A 14,277-nucleotide genomic window follows, 5' to 3' on the forward strand; every position below is an offset into this window, starting at 1 on the left:
ATGACCTCCCGCCTGCCCGTCGCCCTCGGCGTCCTCCTCTCCGCCGCGGCCCTGCTGGCCGGCGGGCTCTCACCCGCCTCCGCCGCTCCTTCCACGGCGGCCGGCGACGGCACCCGACTGTCGTTCTCCTTCGACCAGGGGCCCGCGCTGGGCCACGGCGACCCCGTGCTCGGCAGCCCCCGACGGGCCTCCGGCACGGCGGTGACCGACGGCAGCGCCCGGATCAAGCGCGCCACGGGCGTGACCGGGCGGGCCATGCGCTTCCCGTGCCTGAGCTGCGGCCGCGCCATCATCGAGGTCCCGGACCGCAACTCCCTCGACCCCCGCCAGGACACCCTCGTCTTCGGCGCCTCGGTGCGGCTGACCGCCCGCCAGGCGGCCGGCTCCATGAACGTGGTGCAGAAGGGCTGGTACGACGAGGTCGGCGGCCAGTACAAGCTCCAGGTCGACGACGGGATCCCCAGCTGCGTGGTCAACGGCTCGGGCGGGCGCGCCACCGTGCTCGGGCAGGCCTCGGTCGCCGACGGCGCCTGGCACGCGCTCGCCTGCCAGCGCGCGGGCAGCGTGGTGGCCCTGCTCGTCGACGGCGCCGTGGTGGCCCAGGTCGCGCTCGAGACGGGCAACGTCGCCAACGCGGCACCGGTCTGGATCGGCGGCAAGGCCGTCGGCACCAGCGACCCCGACCAGTTCCGTGGCCGGATGGACGACGTCTTCATCCGCATCCTCCGCTGACCCGGCCGTCAGCGCTCGCAGCCAGACTCCTGCTCCGCCCGGCACAGGTCGACGCCCTGCCGTCCGAACACGCGGTCCCGGCCGGGACCGCCGAGCAGCCAGGACGAGCACCCCGTCGCGCAGCGTCCGGCCGGCGGCGTTGTCCACCAGCCAGGAGACCAGGTCGACTCCGGGGCCGACGTCGGCCCCGGCTCCGCCGTGGAACCGGTCGGACCCCGCCCCGAGCGACACCACCGCGGCCAGCGCCCTCGGCGGGGCCGCGGGGGCGTCATCGGGATCAGTGGAGCATCCGGCTCCGGGTGACCGCCTCGTAGTAGCGGCTCGACTCCGACTTCCAGAGGAAGACCACGATGACGACCGCGAGCACCACCGTGAGCAGGTTGAGGATCAGGCCGATCCCCGAGGTGCCCGGCTGGGAGAGGCTGGCCAGCGTGAAGAGCACGTTGAGCACCGCCAGGACGGTGGCGGTGATCCTGGCCCAGGACCTGCCCTGCCCGTTCTTCCAGGCCATCCACAGCCAGAGCGCGACACCCACCAGCCCGACCAGGAAGATGAACGCGAGCGAGACCGTGTAGGCCGCGTCGATCGTGCTCTGGGTCGCGTTGGGGTCGGTCTCACGCAACGACTCCTCGATGTCGTCCTTGAGACCGCCGAGGGTGGCCAGGCCGAGGATCAGCGACAGCAGGCTCAACCCCGCCCCGGCGTACATCAGCTTCACCGCGGTGGCGATGCTGCTCGGCTGCTGCGGGGCCGCCTGGCCGGGACCCTGCCCCGCGGGCGACCCGGGGTACTGCGGGTACTGCGGGTACTGCGGATCGGGCTGCTGCGCGTTCGGATCGGACGGATACTGCTCGGACATGGATCCTCCTCGGACCGTAAACATGGGCGTGTTCGTCAGTGTCCGACCCTCCCATGCCCGGCCCCCGGTCCTCAACGTCCGCGGGCTCCTCAGGGGCGCGGCGCGTCTCCGCCGGTCCGCCCGCGGGTCTCGCAGTCGTCGTTGGTGCAGACCCGGTCGTCGATGGTGCCGTCCGGGTCCTTCTCGTTGCGGGAGCGGTGCGCGCGCAGGCGCACCTCGGCGCCGCAGACGCGGCACGGCTGGCTGTCGAAGTACACCGTGAACCCTTCCGTGAAGTTACTGGGCGGCAGCCTCGCTGCACGGGACAGTGCTGACTCGTGCACGGCCACGACATAGGCTCCGCCCTGACGCGTCGTCGCAGGACGGTGCGTGCTGACACCTAGAGGAGCCATCCTTCCATGTTGCAGACCATCGCGATCGTCGTCTCGTTCGCCCTGACCGCCGTGGCCATCGCCATGCTGGTCCCCGCGATCAGGAAGATGCTCGGCGTCATCCGCACCGGCCAGCCCGCGCCGGGCCGCAGCGGCAACCCCGTCGGCCGCACGGTCACCATGCTGAAGGAGACGTTCCTCCACACGCGCATGCTGCAGTGGACGTGGATCGGTGTCCTGCACTGGTTCGTCTTCGCGGCGTTCCTCTTCCTCAGCACCGCCGTGGCGCAGGCGTACTTCCAGCTCTTCGACCCCGAGTTCGTCTGGCCGATCATCGGCCACTTCTACCCCTACGAGTGGTTCAGCGAGCTCATCGGCCTGCTCAGCACCCTCGGCGTGGTGGCGCTCATCGTCTACCGGCAGAAGCACCACCCGCGCTCCGAGGGCCGCAGGAGCCGGTTCTTCGGCTCCACCATGTGGCAGGCCTACTTCGTGGAGTTCCTGGCCCTCTTCGAGGGGTCGGCGATCCTCTTCGTCCGCGGCGCCGAGTACAAGCTCGAGGAGGCCGGCGGCCGGTCGCACTTCCCGATCTCCTCGTGGCTCGGCGACCTGCTCTACCGGACCGATTCCGAGGCCACGCTCCACAACATCATCTTCATCATCGCGATGTTCAAGATCGCGCTCGCCATGGTCTGGCTGATGGTGATCGCGCGCAACATCACCATGGGCGTGGCCTGGCACCGCTTCACCGCCTGGGTCAACATCTGGTTCAAGCGCGAGGACGACGGCAGCACCGCGCTGGGCGCCATGAAGCCGCTGATGTCCAACGGCAAGGCGATCACCCTCGACGACATCGACGACCTCGACGAGGAGTCCGTCCTCGGGGTGGGCAAGCTCGAGGACTTCTCCTGGAAGGGCATCCTCGACTTCACCACCTGCACCGAGTGCGGCCGCTGCCAGTCGCAGTGCCCCGCCTGGAACACCGAGAAGCCCCTCTCCCCCAAGCTGCTGATCATGGGCCTGCGCGACCACGCCTACGCCAAGGTCGAGGGCACCGAGTCGCACGCGGAGCGGGCCCTGGTGGGCAGCGGCTCGAAGGGCGAGAGCGCCGGCGCCGGGACCGACGTCCTGGACTACTTCTACAACCCCGCCGACGGCGACTTCGTCATCGACGAGGACGTGCTCTGGTCGTGCACCTCGTGCGGCGCCTGCGTGCAGCAGTGCCCAGTCGACATCGAGCACGTCGACCACATCATGGACATGCGCCGCTACCAGCTGCTGGTGGAGTCGAACTTCCCCTCCGAGCTCAACCAGCTCTTCAAGGGCCTGGAGAACAAGGGCAACCCCTGGAACATGTCGCCCAACGCGCGCATGGACTGGGCCAAGGACCTCCCCTTCGACGTCAAGGTCGTGGGCGAGACGATCGAGTCCCTCGACGAGGTCGACTGGCTCTTCTGGGTCGGCTGCGCCGGCGCCTACGAGGACCGCGCCAAGAAGACCACCCGCGCGGTCGCCGAGCTGCTCGACATCGCCGGGGTGAGCTTCGGCGTCCTCGGCAACGGCGAGACCTGCAGCGGCGACCCGGCCCGCCGCGCGGGCAACGAGTTCGTCTTCCAGGGGCTCGCGCAGCAGAACGCGGAGACCTTCAAGGAGTACAAGGTCAAGAAGGTCGTCTCGACCTGCGCGCACTGCTTCAACACCCTGAAGAACGAGTACAAGGACTTCGGCGTCGAGCTCGAGGTCGTCCACCACACGCAGCTGCTCAACCGCCTGGTGCGCGACGGCAAGCTCACCCCGGTCAAGGAGGGCGCGGGCGCCGCGAAGCGCTCCATCACCTACCACGACCCCTGCTACCTCGGCCGCCACAACAAGGTCTACGAGCCGCCGCGCGAGCTGCTGCAGATCCTGCCCGGCGCCGAGTACGTCGAGATGGAGCGGAGCAACGAGCGCTCCTTCTGCTGCGGCGCCGGCGGTGCCCGTATGTGGATGGAGGAGAACCTCGGGGAGCGGATCAACGTCAACCGCACCCAGGAGGCCGTGGCCACCGGTGCCGACCAGATCGCCGTCGGCTGCCCCTTCTGCCGGGTGATGCTGGCCGACGGTCTGACCTCGGAGCAGGCCAAGGGGAACGCCCGCGAGGAGGTCGAGGTCCTCGACGTCGCGCAGATGCTGCTGGCCTCGGTCAAGGGCGAGCAGGCGACCAAGGCCGCCCCCGGCTCGTCGAAGAAGGCGGCCGCGGTGGGTGCCAGCGCCGGGACCGGTACGGCGACCGCGGACGTCGCGACTAAGGACGAGCCCGAGGTCGGGGACGTCACCCAGACTGAGGAGACCGTCACCGAGACCGCGGACGTCGGCCCCAACGCGAAGGCCAGCGGCGGCTCCTCGCTCTTCGACACCCCGGCATCCGAGCCCGCCGCCAAGCAGGAGTCCGGCGGCTCGCTCTTCGACACCCCGGCCCCGGCCCCGGCCGAGCAGAAGACCGAGGCCAAGACGGAGACCAAGTCCGACCTCGGCGGCGGTTCGCTCTTCGACCTCGGTTCCGAGACCCCGGCCCCGGCCGAGGCGAAGGTGGAGAAGAAGCCCGAGCCCGAGCAGCCCGAGCAGCCGGAGGCGAAGGCCGCCCCCGCGAAGCCCGCCGCCGACCTGAGCTCGGGTGGGTCGCTCTTCGACCTGGCCGCCCCTGCCGAGGCACCCGCCAAGGCCCCCGCCAAGGCCCCCGCCAAGGCGGAGCCGACGGCAGAGCCCGACGCCAAGGCGGAGCCCGAGCCCACGGCGGAGCCGAAGGCATCGCCCGAGGCCAAGGCAGCGCCCGCCCCGACCCAGTCGATCCCCGCGGGCGGCTCGCTCTTCGACATCGCCACCCCCGAGCCCACCGCCCCGGCGGAGCCCGAGGTCAAGGCAGAGCCCGGGGCCAAGTCCGAGCCGAAGCCGGAGCCCGAGGCAGCGCCCAAGGCAGCGCCGGCACCGACACAGTCGATCCCCGAGGGCGGCTCGCTCTTCGACATCGTCGCGCCGGAGCCCGCCGCTGCGGCGGAGCCGAAGGCACCCGAGCCGGAGGTCGAGGTCGAGGCCGAGCCCGAGGCACAGCCCGAGCCCGAGCCCGAGCCCGAGGCCACGACGGCGCCCCCGGCGCCGGACGGGGCAGCCCTGAGCCAGGAGGCCACCGCCGCCGCGTCGTCCGCCGACACGGTCGCGGAGCCTGAGCAGGCGCCTGCGTCGGCCGAGCCGGCAGAAGAGCCGACCGACGAGCCGGCCGAGGCACCCGCCCCAGAGAAGAAGCCGCAGCCGTCGAACGACGAGGCACACCAGCCGAAGACGGATGTCGACATCCACGGGTCGGGCTCGCTCTTCGACCTCTGAGTCGCATCCCGGCCCCGAACAGCCGCAACCGCCCCGCGCGGTTGCGGCTGTTCCTTTTCCCGAGCATCAACGCCGGTGCTGTCATCTCTGACATCAAAGCTCTTGACCTTGACGTCACAATGACGTCATAGTGATGCGCATGGACATCACGCCGTTCGTCGACCATCTCCGCCGGGACCTGACGTCCGCTGCGGAAGCCGGCGGGGACGAGCTCCGCTCCGCGGCCGAGCGGCTCGCCTTCGCCCTGGAGCCCGCCGCCCGTCTCGCCCTGATGGAGGCCATCAGCCAGGCGGCCGCGGAGATCACCACCGAGATGCCGTCGGGCAGCGTCGACGTCCGGCTCAACGGCCGCGAGCTCGACTTCGTGGTCGAGCTCGCGCCTCCGGCGGGCGGCACCGTCCCCCCGCGGCCTTCTGCACCGCCGCCCTCCCCCGAGGACCCCGACGAGGGGCTCGCCCGCGTCACGCTCCGGCTCCCCGAGTCGGTGAAGGTGAAGGCGGAGGAGATGGCCGCACAGTCCGGGCACAGCCTCAACACCTGGCTGGTCAACCTGGTGCGCCGAGCGACCGACGAGAACGCCGTCAACATCGACATCGACCTGTCGAGCATCCCGTTCCTCGGCGGCGTGGACCCCTTCGGGCGCCCCGGACGCGGAGGCCGCGGCAGCAAGCGCATGACCGGCTGGATCTGACCCGGCACCCACCCCACTCTCCACTCACTCCCCCACCCCTCACGGAGCCGGCCCCGCCGGCGCCGCGGACGAGCACACCCGGAGGTACCCATGTTCCATCGACTCCCCACCCCCGAGCCGGTCCAGCTGCGCGTCGAGGTCGGCCGAGGCAGCATCACCCTCGATGCCACCGGCTCCCGCACCCAGGACGAGACCCTCGTCGAGATCGAGGGACCGCAGGCCGAGCTGGTCGAGGTGAACCAGGACGGCGGACGCATCTCCATCGTGGCGCCCCGCCCGCGCTTCGGCTTCGGCTCCTCGGGCGAGCAGCCGCTCCACGTCACGGTGGCACTGCCCCCCGGCAGCGATGCGGTGGTGCGCAGCGGCAGCGCCCGGACGAAGGTATCCGGCTCGCTGGTCACCCTCGCCGTCAAGAGCGCCTCAGGAGACGTGAACGTCGACCGGCTGGCGGGGCAGGCGCTGCTCGAGACCGGTTCCGGCGCGATCAAGATCGACGTCGTCGCCGGCGAGCTGCAGGTCAAGAGCGGCTCCGGCGACATCTTCCTCGGCTACGTCGGCGCCCCGGCGAGCGTCTCGACCGGATCGGGCGACGTCACGGTGCAGACGGTCGAGGCCGAGCTCGCCGTCAAGACCGGCTCGGGCGACCTCCACGTCACCGAGGCCGGGGCCGGCGCCGACCTCACCATGTCGACCGGCAGCGGCGACGTGCGGCTCTCCAAGGTGCTGTGCGGCCGTGTCGGCGTCCGCGGCGCCTCCGGCGACGTCCTCCTCGGGATACCGGGCGGCACCCCCGTGTGGACCGACATCACCACCCTGTCGGGGGCCATCCGCTCCGACCTCGCTCCGGCCGGTGAGCCGGCCGAGGGCCAGGAGCACGTCGAGGTGCGCGCCAAGACCGTCTCGGGGGACATCGTCCTCACCCAGCTCTGAGGAGAAGACCATGGACTACACCCCCGCCGACATCGAGCTCATCGTCCGCAACCGGATCCGCGGGCGGACGCCGCAGCACCCGCGTCCCCCCGTCGTGCGGCGCCGGACCCGGCTCGCCCAGCAGCTGCGTCACCTCGCCGACCGGCTCGACGGCTGAGCCCCCTGCGCGCCCCCGCCACACTGGAGCCCATGAGCCCCGAAGAAGCCCGCGCCCTGCTCGCCGCCGAGCGGGCCAGCGCGGTGCGCCGGCTGGCCAGCCTGACCGAGGACTTCGATGCCATCGTCGCGGCCTCGCAGGACACCAACGCCGACGACGAGCACGACCCGGAGGGCGCCACGATCGCCTTCGAGCGCTCCCAGGTCGACGCCCTCGTGGCACAGACCCGCCGCCGGCTCGTCGAGGTGGACGACGCCCTGGAGCGTCTCGAGCGCGGCGACTACGGCACCTGCCGCGCCTGCGGTCGGCAGATCCCCGACGAACGGCTCGCGGCCCGGCCGACCGCGCTCACCTGCGTCGCCTGCCCGAAGCCCTGAGAGAGCGCCGGGGAGTCGCCGGGGAGTCGCCGCGTCTCCCCGCCGGAACAGCCATACCCTCGTGAGCATGTCTGCCTCCATGCCAGCCCAGGGAGGATCGCCGTCCCTGCACCAGCCGGACATGTGGTGGTACCGGGCGCGCGCCGATCTTCTCCGCACCGTCTTCGACCCCTGGCTCCCCGAGGCGGGGGCCGGCACGGTCCTCGACATCGGCAGCGCCGACGGCCCCTCGGCCTACTGGACCGGCCGGGACGGCACCGTCGTCCCGGTGGACCCCGACATCCGTGGCCTCAGCCACGGCGGCGTCTGCGCGATGCTGCCCCACCTGCCCTTCCCGGACGCGACCTTCGACGTGGTGAGCGCCTTCGACGTGATCGAGCACTGCGCCGACGAGGCAGCCGCCCTCCGGGAGGTGCGTCGGGTGCTCCGCCCGGAGGGCCTCTTCCTCATGTCGGTGCCGGCCTACACCTGGGCGTGGTCCGACTTCGACGTCAACAACGGCCACCATCGCCGCTACACCCGGACCCGGGCCACCTCCGCAGTCGAGGCCGCCGGGATGGAGGTGGTCAGAGCCACGCATGCCTTCACCTCCGTCTTCCCCGCCTTCGCCGCGCAGCGGCTCACCGCGCGCGTCGCGGAGCGGTTCCGCCGTGACCGCCCGGGAGGCGCCGCGGACGTGGCGCCGGTGCCGAGCATCCCCCAGCCGCTGGAGCGCCTCTTCCTGCGCCTCAGTCAGCTGGACGAGAGGGCGCTGGGGCGGTGGGACCTGCCGTTCGGGTCCTCGATCTTCGTCGCGGCGCGCACGGTGGGCTCCTCGGCGGAGTCGTAGGCGACGACGTACATCGGGCGGTTCTGCAGGTACTGGTAGGTGCGGCCGATGTACTCGCCGAGAATGCCCAGGCTGATCAGCTGAAGGGCGCTGAACCCCGAGACGATCGCCACCGTCGAGGTCCACCCGGGCAGGGTGCGGTCGGCCAGGTGCGCACCCACCGAGGCGGCTCCCGCCGCCAGCGCCAGCATTCCACCGACGAAGCCGACGTAGGTGGCCACCCGCAGGGGCGCGGCGGAGACCCCCGTGATCGAGTCGAGCGACAGGTGCACCATGTCGAAGAGCCCGTACTTGGCCTTGCCGGCACCCCGCCGCTCGCGCCGGTACTCCACCACGGTCGAGGGGAAGCCGAGCGCGGGCACGGCGAAGCGGATGACCCGGCCCTGCTCGGGCAGCCGGACGACGGCGTCCACGAGGGCCCGGGACATCAGCCGGAAGTCACCCGACTGGGGCTGCGCGCTGCCCTTGGTCATCCTGGAGATCAACCAGTAGAAGACTCCCGCGGTCGAGCGCTTGAACCAGCTGTCGCTGGAGCGGTCGTTGCGCACCCCGTAGACCACGTCGGCGTCGTGCTCGTCGGCCGCGGCCAGCATCAGGGGGATGACCTCCGGCGGATCCTGCAGGTCGGCGTCGATGGAGATGACCCGGTCACCGCGGGCTGCTGCCAACCCGGCGGAGAGCGCCGCCTGGTGGCCGGCGTTCATCCGCAGCGCCAGCACGCGCAACTGAGGCCACTCGCGCCGGAGCCGCGCCAGCAGCGCCGGTGTCAGGTCGGTACTGCCGTCGTCGACGGCGACCACCTCGTAGTCCACGTGGAGCCCGTCCAGCACCGGGCGCAACCGGTCCACGAGGAGCGGCAGCACCGCCTCCTCGTTGTACATCGGCACGACGATGCTCAGGGACTGGGACACGCTTTCGATAGTAGGAGCGCACGGGCTCCCGGCGCGGCGAAAGCGGGAGAAAGGGTCAGGAGCGCATGGCGACGCCACGGCGCCAGTAGCCCATGAAGGCGACCTGCCGCCGGTCGACGCCGAGCCCCCTGACCAGGTGGCGGCGGAGCCCGGTGACCATCCCCGACTCGCCCGCGATCCAGGCGTAGAGACCCTCGTGCGGCAGCGGGTCGGCGGCGACCTCCTCACCGGACGAGGAGTAGCTCGGGGTCTCCCACAGGTCGGGGTCGATCTCGTCGGGCTCGACGACCGGGGCCGCGGCCGAGACCCCACGGACGCCGAGGTGCTCGACGACCGCGGCGTGCAGCCGCTCCCCGGGCGTCGACTCCTCACGCGCGATCCAGGTCAGCTCGACCCCCGCGGGCGCGATCACGTCGGGCAGGAAGTCGCCCTCGACCGGCACCTCGAGGAAGGCCGCCCCGCGGGCGTCGGACGGCAGGTCGCGCAGGATCCCGGCCACCGCCGGGACGGCCGTCTCGTCGCCCACCAGCAGCAGCTCGGTGGCCGCCCCGGGGACGAACTCGACCCCGCCGAAGGGCAGCCCTCGCCGCGGCGCGAGGGTGACCAGCCGGTCGCCAGGCTTGGCCTGGGCGGCCCAGTCGGAGCCCGGGCCGTGCTCGCCGTCGCCCACGTGCAGGACCACGTCGACGACCAGGCGGGTGTCGAGCCCGCTGCCGCGGACCTCGCGGATCGTGTAGGTGCGCATGTGCCCGCGCTCCTCGGCGGGGATGTCGAGCCAGGTGGCGAACCACGACTGGTCGGCCCCGGAGAGGTCCGGCAGCTCGCCGGCGGCGTTGGGGAAGACCAGCTTGAAGCGCTGGTCGAGGAGTGGGCCGTCGGTGCCGAAGTCGACGAGGCAGTCGCCTCCCAGCTCGATCCGGACGAACGTCGGCGAGAGGCGGTGCACGTCGACCACCTCGAGGACGCCGAGCACCAGGGGGAGGTCGGGAGCGGTGGTGACAGTCATGGCGGTCCGTTCGGGGTCGCGGTCAGTGGTGGTGGCGGCCCATCGGGACCACCAGCGGGGTGTGGGAGACCGGGTCGTCGATGACCCGGCACTCGAGGTCGAAGACGCGGCGCACCACCTCGGGGGTGACCACCTGGGACGGCGGACCGGCGGCGACGACCTGCCCGGCCTGCATGGCGACCAGGTGGTCGGCGTAGCGCGACGCCATCGCGAGCTCGTGGAGCACCATCACGATGGTCGTCCCGCGGGAGGCGTTGAGGTCGCGCAGCACGTCGAGCAGCTCGACCTGGTGGGCGAGGTCGAGGTAGGTGGTGGGCTCGTCGAGCAGCAGCAGGTCGGTGCGCTGGGCCAGGGCCATCGCCACCCAGACGCGCTGCCGCTGGCCGCCGGAGAGCTCGTCCACGTTGCGCTCGGCCAGCTCGAGGGTGCCGGTCAGCGCGAGCGCGTCGGCCACCGCCTCGTCGTCCTCCCGGCTCCAGCGGCGCAGCAGGCCGCCGTGCGGGTGGCGGCCCCGGGAGACGAGGTCGGTGACGGTGAGCCCCTCGGGGGCCACGGCGCTCTGCGGCAGCAGGCCCAGGGTGCGCGCCACCTGGCGCGACGGCAGGCGGTGGATCGCCTCGCCGTCCAGCAGCACGCTGCCGCCGGTGGGACGAAGCAGGCGGGCCATGCCGCGCAGCAGCGTGGACTTGCCGCAGGCGTTGGCGCCGACGATCACGCTCACCTGGTGGTCGGGCACCGCCAGGGAGAGGTCCTGCACCACGGGGCGGTCCCCGTAGCCGAGGCTGACGTGGTCAGCGACGAGGCGCGACGTGCCGCTCTGCTCCACGGTGACCTCCGGACGTTCGTGGATGAGGGTCACGCGACTCTCCTTCCGGTGCGGCCGCTGGCGAGCAGCCAGAGCAGGAACGGGGCCCCCAAGGCGCCGGTGACGACGCCGGTGGGGAAGTTGATGTCGGCCAGCAGGTAGTCGGCCACGTAGTCGGCCCCCACCACGATGACGGCGCCCACCAGGGCGGAGCCGACCAGGGTGGTGCGCCCGCCCAGCAGCAGCCGCGCGATCGGCCCGGCCAGGAAGGCGACGAAGGAGATGGGTCCCGCTGCGGCCACCCCCACCGCGGTCAGCAGGACGGCCAGCATCAGCACCACGTCGGAGCGGTGCGCCCCGACGCCCAGCCCGGTGGCGGTCTCCTCGCCCAGCTCGAGCAGCGGCAGCGCGCGGGTCGCCCACGCGACGGCGGGGAGGAGCACCAGCAGCGCCAGGGCGAGCAGCCGGATGGTCGGCCAGTCCGCGGAGCCGACGCTGCCGGTGAGCCAGCGCAGCACCAGCTGGGTGTCCCAGACGTCCGCGCGGGTGAAGACGTAGTGGACCACCGAGAGCAGCGCGGCGGCCATGCCGATGCCGGCCAGCACCAGGTGGTGGGTGCCGCCCGGCCCGGCGACCAGCCGGACCAGCACGGCGGCGGCGATGGCGCCGAGGATGGCGGCCAGTGAGACCGCCGCGCCCTCCATGCCGAGGAGCACGATCGCGACCACGGCGAAGGCGCTCGCGCCCAGCGAGACCCCGATGACGTCGGGGCTCGCGAGCGGGTTGCGCAGGGTCGCCTGGAAGATCGCCCCGGCCACGCCGAACGCGACGCCGACCAGCACCCCGAGCACCGCCCTCGGGAGCTTGGACTCCATCAGGATGAACGACGCGCCGGGGATCTCGGCACCGAAGAGGATCCGGAAGAAGTCCGGGACGGTGAAGGTGAAGTCCCCCAGCAGGACACGGGCGGCGAAGACGGCGAAGAGGAGGACGAAGAGTCCGGCGAGCACGAGGCGGCGACGACGGCGGGGGCTCCGGCGCGCGCGACGCACCACGCCCACCCTGTCCTCCGCGGTGCCGCCGAGGTGCTCCTCGAGCAGGAGCGAGCCGCTCACAGCGCCCCCATCCGACCGCGGCGCACCAGGACGAGGAAGAAGGGCACGCCCACGGCCGCCGCCATGATCCCGACCTGGACCTCGGCAGGCGGGAGCACGACCCGGCCGACCGTGTCGGCCAGCACCACCAGCGTCGCGCCGACCAGGGCGGCCAGCGGCAGGAGCCGGGTGTGCGCGGGGCCCACCACGGCGCGGACCGCGTGCGGGACGACCAGGCCGACGAAGGCGATGGGACCGGCGAGGGCGGTCGCGGCGCCGGCGAGCAGGACGATCGCCAGGCCCACCACCGCACGGTCCAGGCCGGCCCGCCGACCCAGGGCACGCGCGGTGTCGTCGCCCAGGACGAGGGCGTCGAGCAGACGGGCCCCGAGGACGGCCAGCACCGCGCCGACCAGGAGGAAGGGCAGCCCGGTGAGCAGCACCCCCAGGCCACGTCCGCTCACGTCGCCGACCTGCCAGAAGCGGTAGGACTCCAGAGTCTCCCGGTCGATCATGAGCACGGCGGTGCTCCAGCTGGTCGCCGCAGCGGTCACCGCGGCTCCGGCGACCGCCAGCTTGACCGGCGTGGCGCCACCGCCGCCCAGCGACGCGATCCCGTGCACCAGCAGCGCGGCGACGGCCGCGCCCGCGAAGGCGAACCAGATGTAGATCTGGAGGGCGTTGATGCCCAGGAGGGAGATGCCGAGCACCATCGCCAGTGACGCGCCGGCGTTGATGCCCAGGATCCCGGGATCGGCCAGCGGGTTGCGGGTCAGGCCCTGCATCAGGGCGCCGGCCAGCCCGAGGGCAGCGCCGACGGCCGCGCCGAGGAGCGTGCGGGCCAGGCGGGCCTCGAAGATCGGGCGGAGCGGGTCGTCGCCGTCGAGGAGCACCGCGGGCGAGAGCGGGCGGGAGCCGATGAAGAGCGAGGCGATGCCGGCGAGGAGCAACGCCACGACCGCTGCCACGCCGAAGCGGGCAGCGGTCGAGGCGCGGCCCCGGGTCCGACCAGCCGTGGTGAGCTGGTCGGTGCCCGGGGCCTGGAGCAGGGTCACGAGCCGTTGGCTCCCGCGGCGACCTCGGCGACCTTCGGCAGGTAGTTCTCGACGATGAAGGGGATCGAGAGCGGCGTCGGGTTGGTGATGGAGAGACCGATGTGCTTGTCGATCTCGCCGTAGACGTTGCCGGCCGCGAGGGCGGGGATCCGCCCGAGCAGCTTGTCCTTGCGGTAGGTCTCGAGCTCGTCCTCGGTCTCCACGTAGGTGAGCAGCAGGTCGGAGTGGATGGTCTCGGCCCGCTCCGCGGAGACGGTGCCGTAGAACTGGCCCTCCTCGACCGACGACTCGACGATGTCGGCGGTGACGAGGCCGAAGCGCTCCAGGATGGCGACTCGCGGGTCCTGGTTGCCGTAGAGGTCGACGGACGCGAGCCTGGTCGGGGTGAAGTAGGCGAAGACGAACGAGGTGCCCTGCAGGTCGGGGTACTCCGCCTTGGTCTCCTCGATCGTGCTGTTGGTCTCCTCGACGACGTCGGCGGCCAGCTCGGCGCGGCCCAGGGCCTGACCGGCCAGCTCCAGCTGGGTCTCCCACGGGGTGACAAACGGGGCCTCGGGGTAGGCGACGACCGGCGCGATCTTGCTGAGCTTCTTGTACTCCGCCTCAGTGATCCCCGAGTTGGTCGCCAGGATCAGGTCGGGCGCCGTCTTGGCGACCTCCTGGACCGGGATGCCGTCGGAGTCGTCGTACCGCACCGGTGCCTCGCCGCCCACCTCGGCCAGCTCGGCGTCGAACCAGTCCGAGGAGCCCTCGTCGTTGCCGCCCCAGCTGAGCTTGGTGGCACCGACGGGGACCACGCCGAGGGCCAGGGCGTTGTCCTGGTCGGTCCAGCCGAGGGTGGCGACCCGGGTGGGCTCCTCCTCGATGGTGGTCTCGCCGAAGGCGTGCTCGATGGTGACGGGGAAGGCGTCGGGGTCGGCGGACGACACGGCCTCCGGGGTCGCCTCCTCCGCGGTGTCGGTGGAGCCGGTGCTGCAGGCGGTGAGGAGGCCCAGGCCGGCGAGGGCCGTGGCGAGCCTGACGGTGGTGCGTCGCATGGAGATCCTTGGGTTAGGGAAGCCTTACCTTTCCCAAGGTAGCCCTGGGCGCGCCCCAGCGCC

At 72.3% G+C, this 14,277-nt stretch carries 15 protein-coding genes; 7 read left to right on the plus strand and 8 right to left on the minus strand.

Translation table 11 applies throughout. The features are described from left to right. Positions 1-732, plus strand: a complete 732-nt coding sequence (locus AC3X7R_RS03930; protein ID WP_489964253.1) for a LamG-like jellyroll fold domain-containing protein — start codon at positions 1-3, stop codon at positions 730-732. A gap of 277 nt (positions 733-1,009) precedes the next feature. On the opposite strand, the gene AC3X7R_RS03935 is transcribed toward AC3X7R_RS03930, so the two are convergent. After that, the gene (locus AC3X7R_RS03935; protein WP_489964254.1) at positions 1,010-1,591 is read right to left on the minus strand and encodes a hypothetical protein; all 582 of its coding nucleotides are present in this window, start codon (positions 1,589-1,591) and stop codon (positions 1,010-1,012) included. Between the two features lie 89 nt (positions 1,592-1,680). Next, positions 1,681-1,848, minus strand: a complete 168-nt coding sequence (locus tag AC3X7R_RS03940; RefSeq protein WP_489964255.1) for a hypothetical protein — start codon at positions 1,846-1,848, stop codon at positions 1,681-1,683. Between the two features lie 141 nt (positions 1,849-1,989). Between AC3X7R_RS03940 and AC3X7R_RS03945 the strand changes: the two genes are divergently transcribed. The 6 genes from AC3X7R_RS03945 (at position 1,990) to AC3X7R_RS03970 (ending at position 8,306) form a co-directional block, all read left to right on the plus strand. Continuing rightward, positions 1,990-5,322 (plus strand): heterodisulfide reductase-related iron-sulfur binding cluster, encoded by a 3,333-nt coding sequence (locus tag AC3X7R_RS03945; protein WP_489964256.1) that lies wholly within the window; start codon positions 1,990-1,992, stop codon positions 5,320-5,322. Between the two features lie 139 nt (positions 5,323-5,461). Then, positions 5,462-6,013: a toxin-antitoxin system HicB family antitoxin gene (locus AC3X7R_RS03950; protein ID WP_489964257.1), complete on the plus strand. Its 552-nt coding sequence runs from the start codon at positions 5,462-5,464 to the stop codon at positions 6,011-6,013. A gap of 90 nt (positions 6,014-6,103) precedes the next feature. Next, complete coding sequence (locus AC3X7R_RS03955; RefSeq protein ID WP_489964258.1) at positions 6,104-6,943, plus strand: DUF4097 family beta strand repeat-containing protein; 840 nt, start codon at positions 6,104-6,106, stop codon at positions 6,941-6,943. A gap of 10 nt (positions 6,944-6,953) precedes the next feature. Further along, positions 6,954-7,100: a hypothetical protein gene (locus AC3X7R_RS03960; protein WP_489964259.1), complete on the plus strand. Its 147-nt coding sequence runs from the start codon at positions 6,954-6,956 to the stop codon at positions 7,098-7,100. Positions 7,101-7,132: 32 nt separating this feature from the next. Continuing rightward, a complete protein-coding gene (locus AC3X7R_RS03965; RefSeq protein ID WP_489964260.1) occupies positions 7,133-7,477 on the plus strand; it encodes a TraR/DksA family transcriptional regulator in 345 nt (114 codons plus the stop codon). A 67-nt stretch (positions 7,478-7,544) separates the two neighbouring features. After that, a complete protein-coding gene (locus tag AC3X7R_RS03970; protein ID WP_489964261.1) occupies positions 7,545-8,306 on the plus strand; it encodes a class I SAM-dependent methyltransferase in 762 nt (253 codons plus the stop codon). Here the strand turns inward: AC3X7R_RS03970 and AC3X7R_RS03975 are convergent. The 6 genes from AC3X7R_RS03975 to AC3X7R_RS04000 are packed head-to-tail and all read right to left on the minus strand — an operon-like array spanning position 8,210 to position 14,214. After that, positions 8,210-9,217 (minus strand): glycosyltransferase family 2 protein, encoded by a 1,008-nt coding sequence (locus AC3X7R_RS03975; RefSeq protein WP_489964262.1) that lies wholly within the window; start codon positions 9,215-9,217, stop codon positions 8,210-8,212. The genes AC3X7R_RS03970 and AC3X7R_RS03975 overlap by 97 nt on opposite strands. A gap of 55 nt (positions 9,218-9,272) precedes the next feature. Beyond that, positions 9,273-10,223, minus strand: a complete 951-nt coding sequence (locus AC3X7R_RS03980; RefSeq protein WP_489964263.1) for a siderophore-interacting protein — start codon at positions 10,221-10,223, stop codon at positions 9,273-9,275. Between the two features lie 22 nt (positions 10,224-10,245). Continuing rightward, the gene (locus AC3X7R_RS03985) at positions 10,246-11,073 is read right to left on the minus strand and encodes an ABC transporter ATP-binding protein (RefSeq protein WP_489964308.1); all 828 of its coding nucleotides are present in this window, start codon (positions 11,071-11,073) and stop codon (positions 10,246-10,248) included. Between the two features lie 5 nt (positions 11,074-11,078). Further along, positions 11,079-12,143, minus strand: coding sequence for a FecCD family ABC transporter permease (locus AC3X7R_RS03990; protein WP_489964264.1), 1,065 nt, complete (start codon positions 12,141-12,143; stop codon positions 11,079-11,081). After that, positions 12,140-13,177 carry a FecCD family ABC transporter permease gene (locus tag AC3X7R_RS03995; RefSeq protein WP_489964265.1) on the minus strand — a complete coding sequence of 346 codons (1,038 nt, stop codon included), beginning with the start codon at positions 13,175-13,177 and terminating at the stop codon, positions 12,140-12,142. Before AC3X7R_RS03995 ends, AC3X7R_RS03990 begins: the two co-directional genes overlap by 4 nt. Beyond that, complete coding sequence (locus AC3X7R_RS04000) at positions 13,174-14,214, minus strand: iron-siderophore ABC transporter substrate-binding protein (RefSeq protein ID WP_489964266.1); 1,041 nt, start codon at positions 14,212-14,214, stop codon at positions 13,174-13,176. Before AC3X7R_RS04000 ends, AC3X7R_RS03995 begins: the two co-directional genes overlap by 4 nt. Between the last annotated feature and the right edge of the window lie 63 nt (positions 14,215-14,277).

This window comes from Nocardioides sp. Z22_16 (assembly GCF_058134365.1).

Bases quoted from the DNA above. Each gene is read 5' to 3' on its own strand.
- AC3X7R_RS03930 (WP_489964253.1), top strand. From the start codon at position 1: ATGACCTCCCGCCTGCCCGTCGCCCTCGGCGTCCTCCTCTCCGCCGCG.
- AC3X7R_RS03935 (WP_489964254.1), bottom strand. From the start codon at position 1,591: ATGTCCGAGCAGTATCCGTCCGATCCGAACGCGCAGCAGCCCGATCCG.
- AC3X7R_RS03945 (WP_489964256.1), top strand. From the start codon at position 1,990: ATGTTGCAGACCATCGCGATCGTCGTCTCGTTCGCCCTGACCGCCGTG.
- AC3X7R_RS03950 (WP_489964257.1), top strand. From the start codon at position 5,462: ATGGACATCACGCCGTTCGTCGACCATCTCCGCCGGGACCTGACGTCC.
- AC3X7R_RS03955 (WP_489964258.1), top strand. From the start codon at position 6,104: ATGTTCCATCGACTCCCCACCCCCGAGCCGGTCCAGCTGCGCGTCGAG.
- AC3X7R_RS03960 (WP_489964259.1), top strand. From the start codon at position 6,954: ATGGACTACACCCCCGCCGACATCGAGCTCATCGTCCGCAACCGGATC.
- AC3X7R_RS03965 (WP_489964260.1), top strand. From the start codon at position 7,133: ATGAGCCCCGAAGAAGCCCGCGCCCTGCTCGCCGCCGAGCGGGCCAGC.
- AC3X7R_RS03970 (WP_489964261.1), top strand. From the start codon at position 7,545: ATGTCTGCCTCCATGCCAGCCCAGGGAGGATCGCCGTCCCTGCACCAG.
- AC3X7R_RS03980 (WP_489964263.1), bottom strand. From the start codon at position 10,223: ATGACTGTCACCACCGCTCCCGACCTCCCCCTGGTGCTCGGCGTCCTC.
- AC3X7R_RS04000 (WP_489964266.1), bottom strand. From the start codon at position 14,214: ATGCGACGCACCACCGTCAGGCTCGCCACGGCCCTCGCCGGCCTGGGC.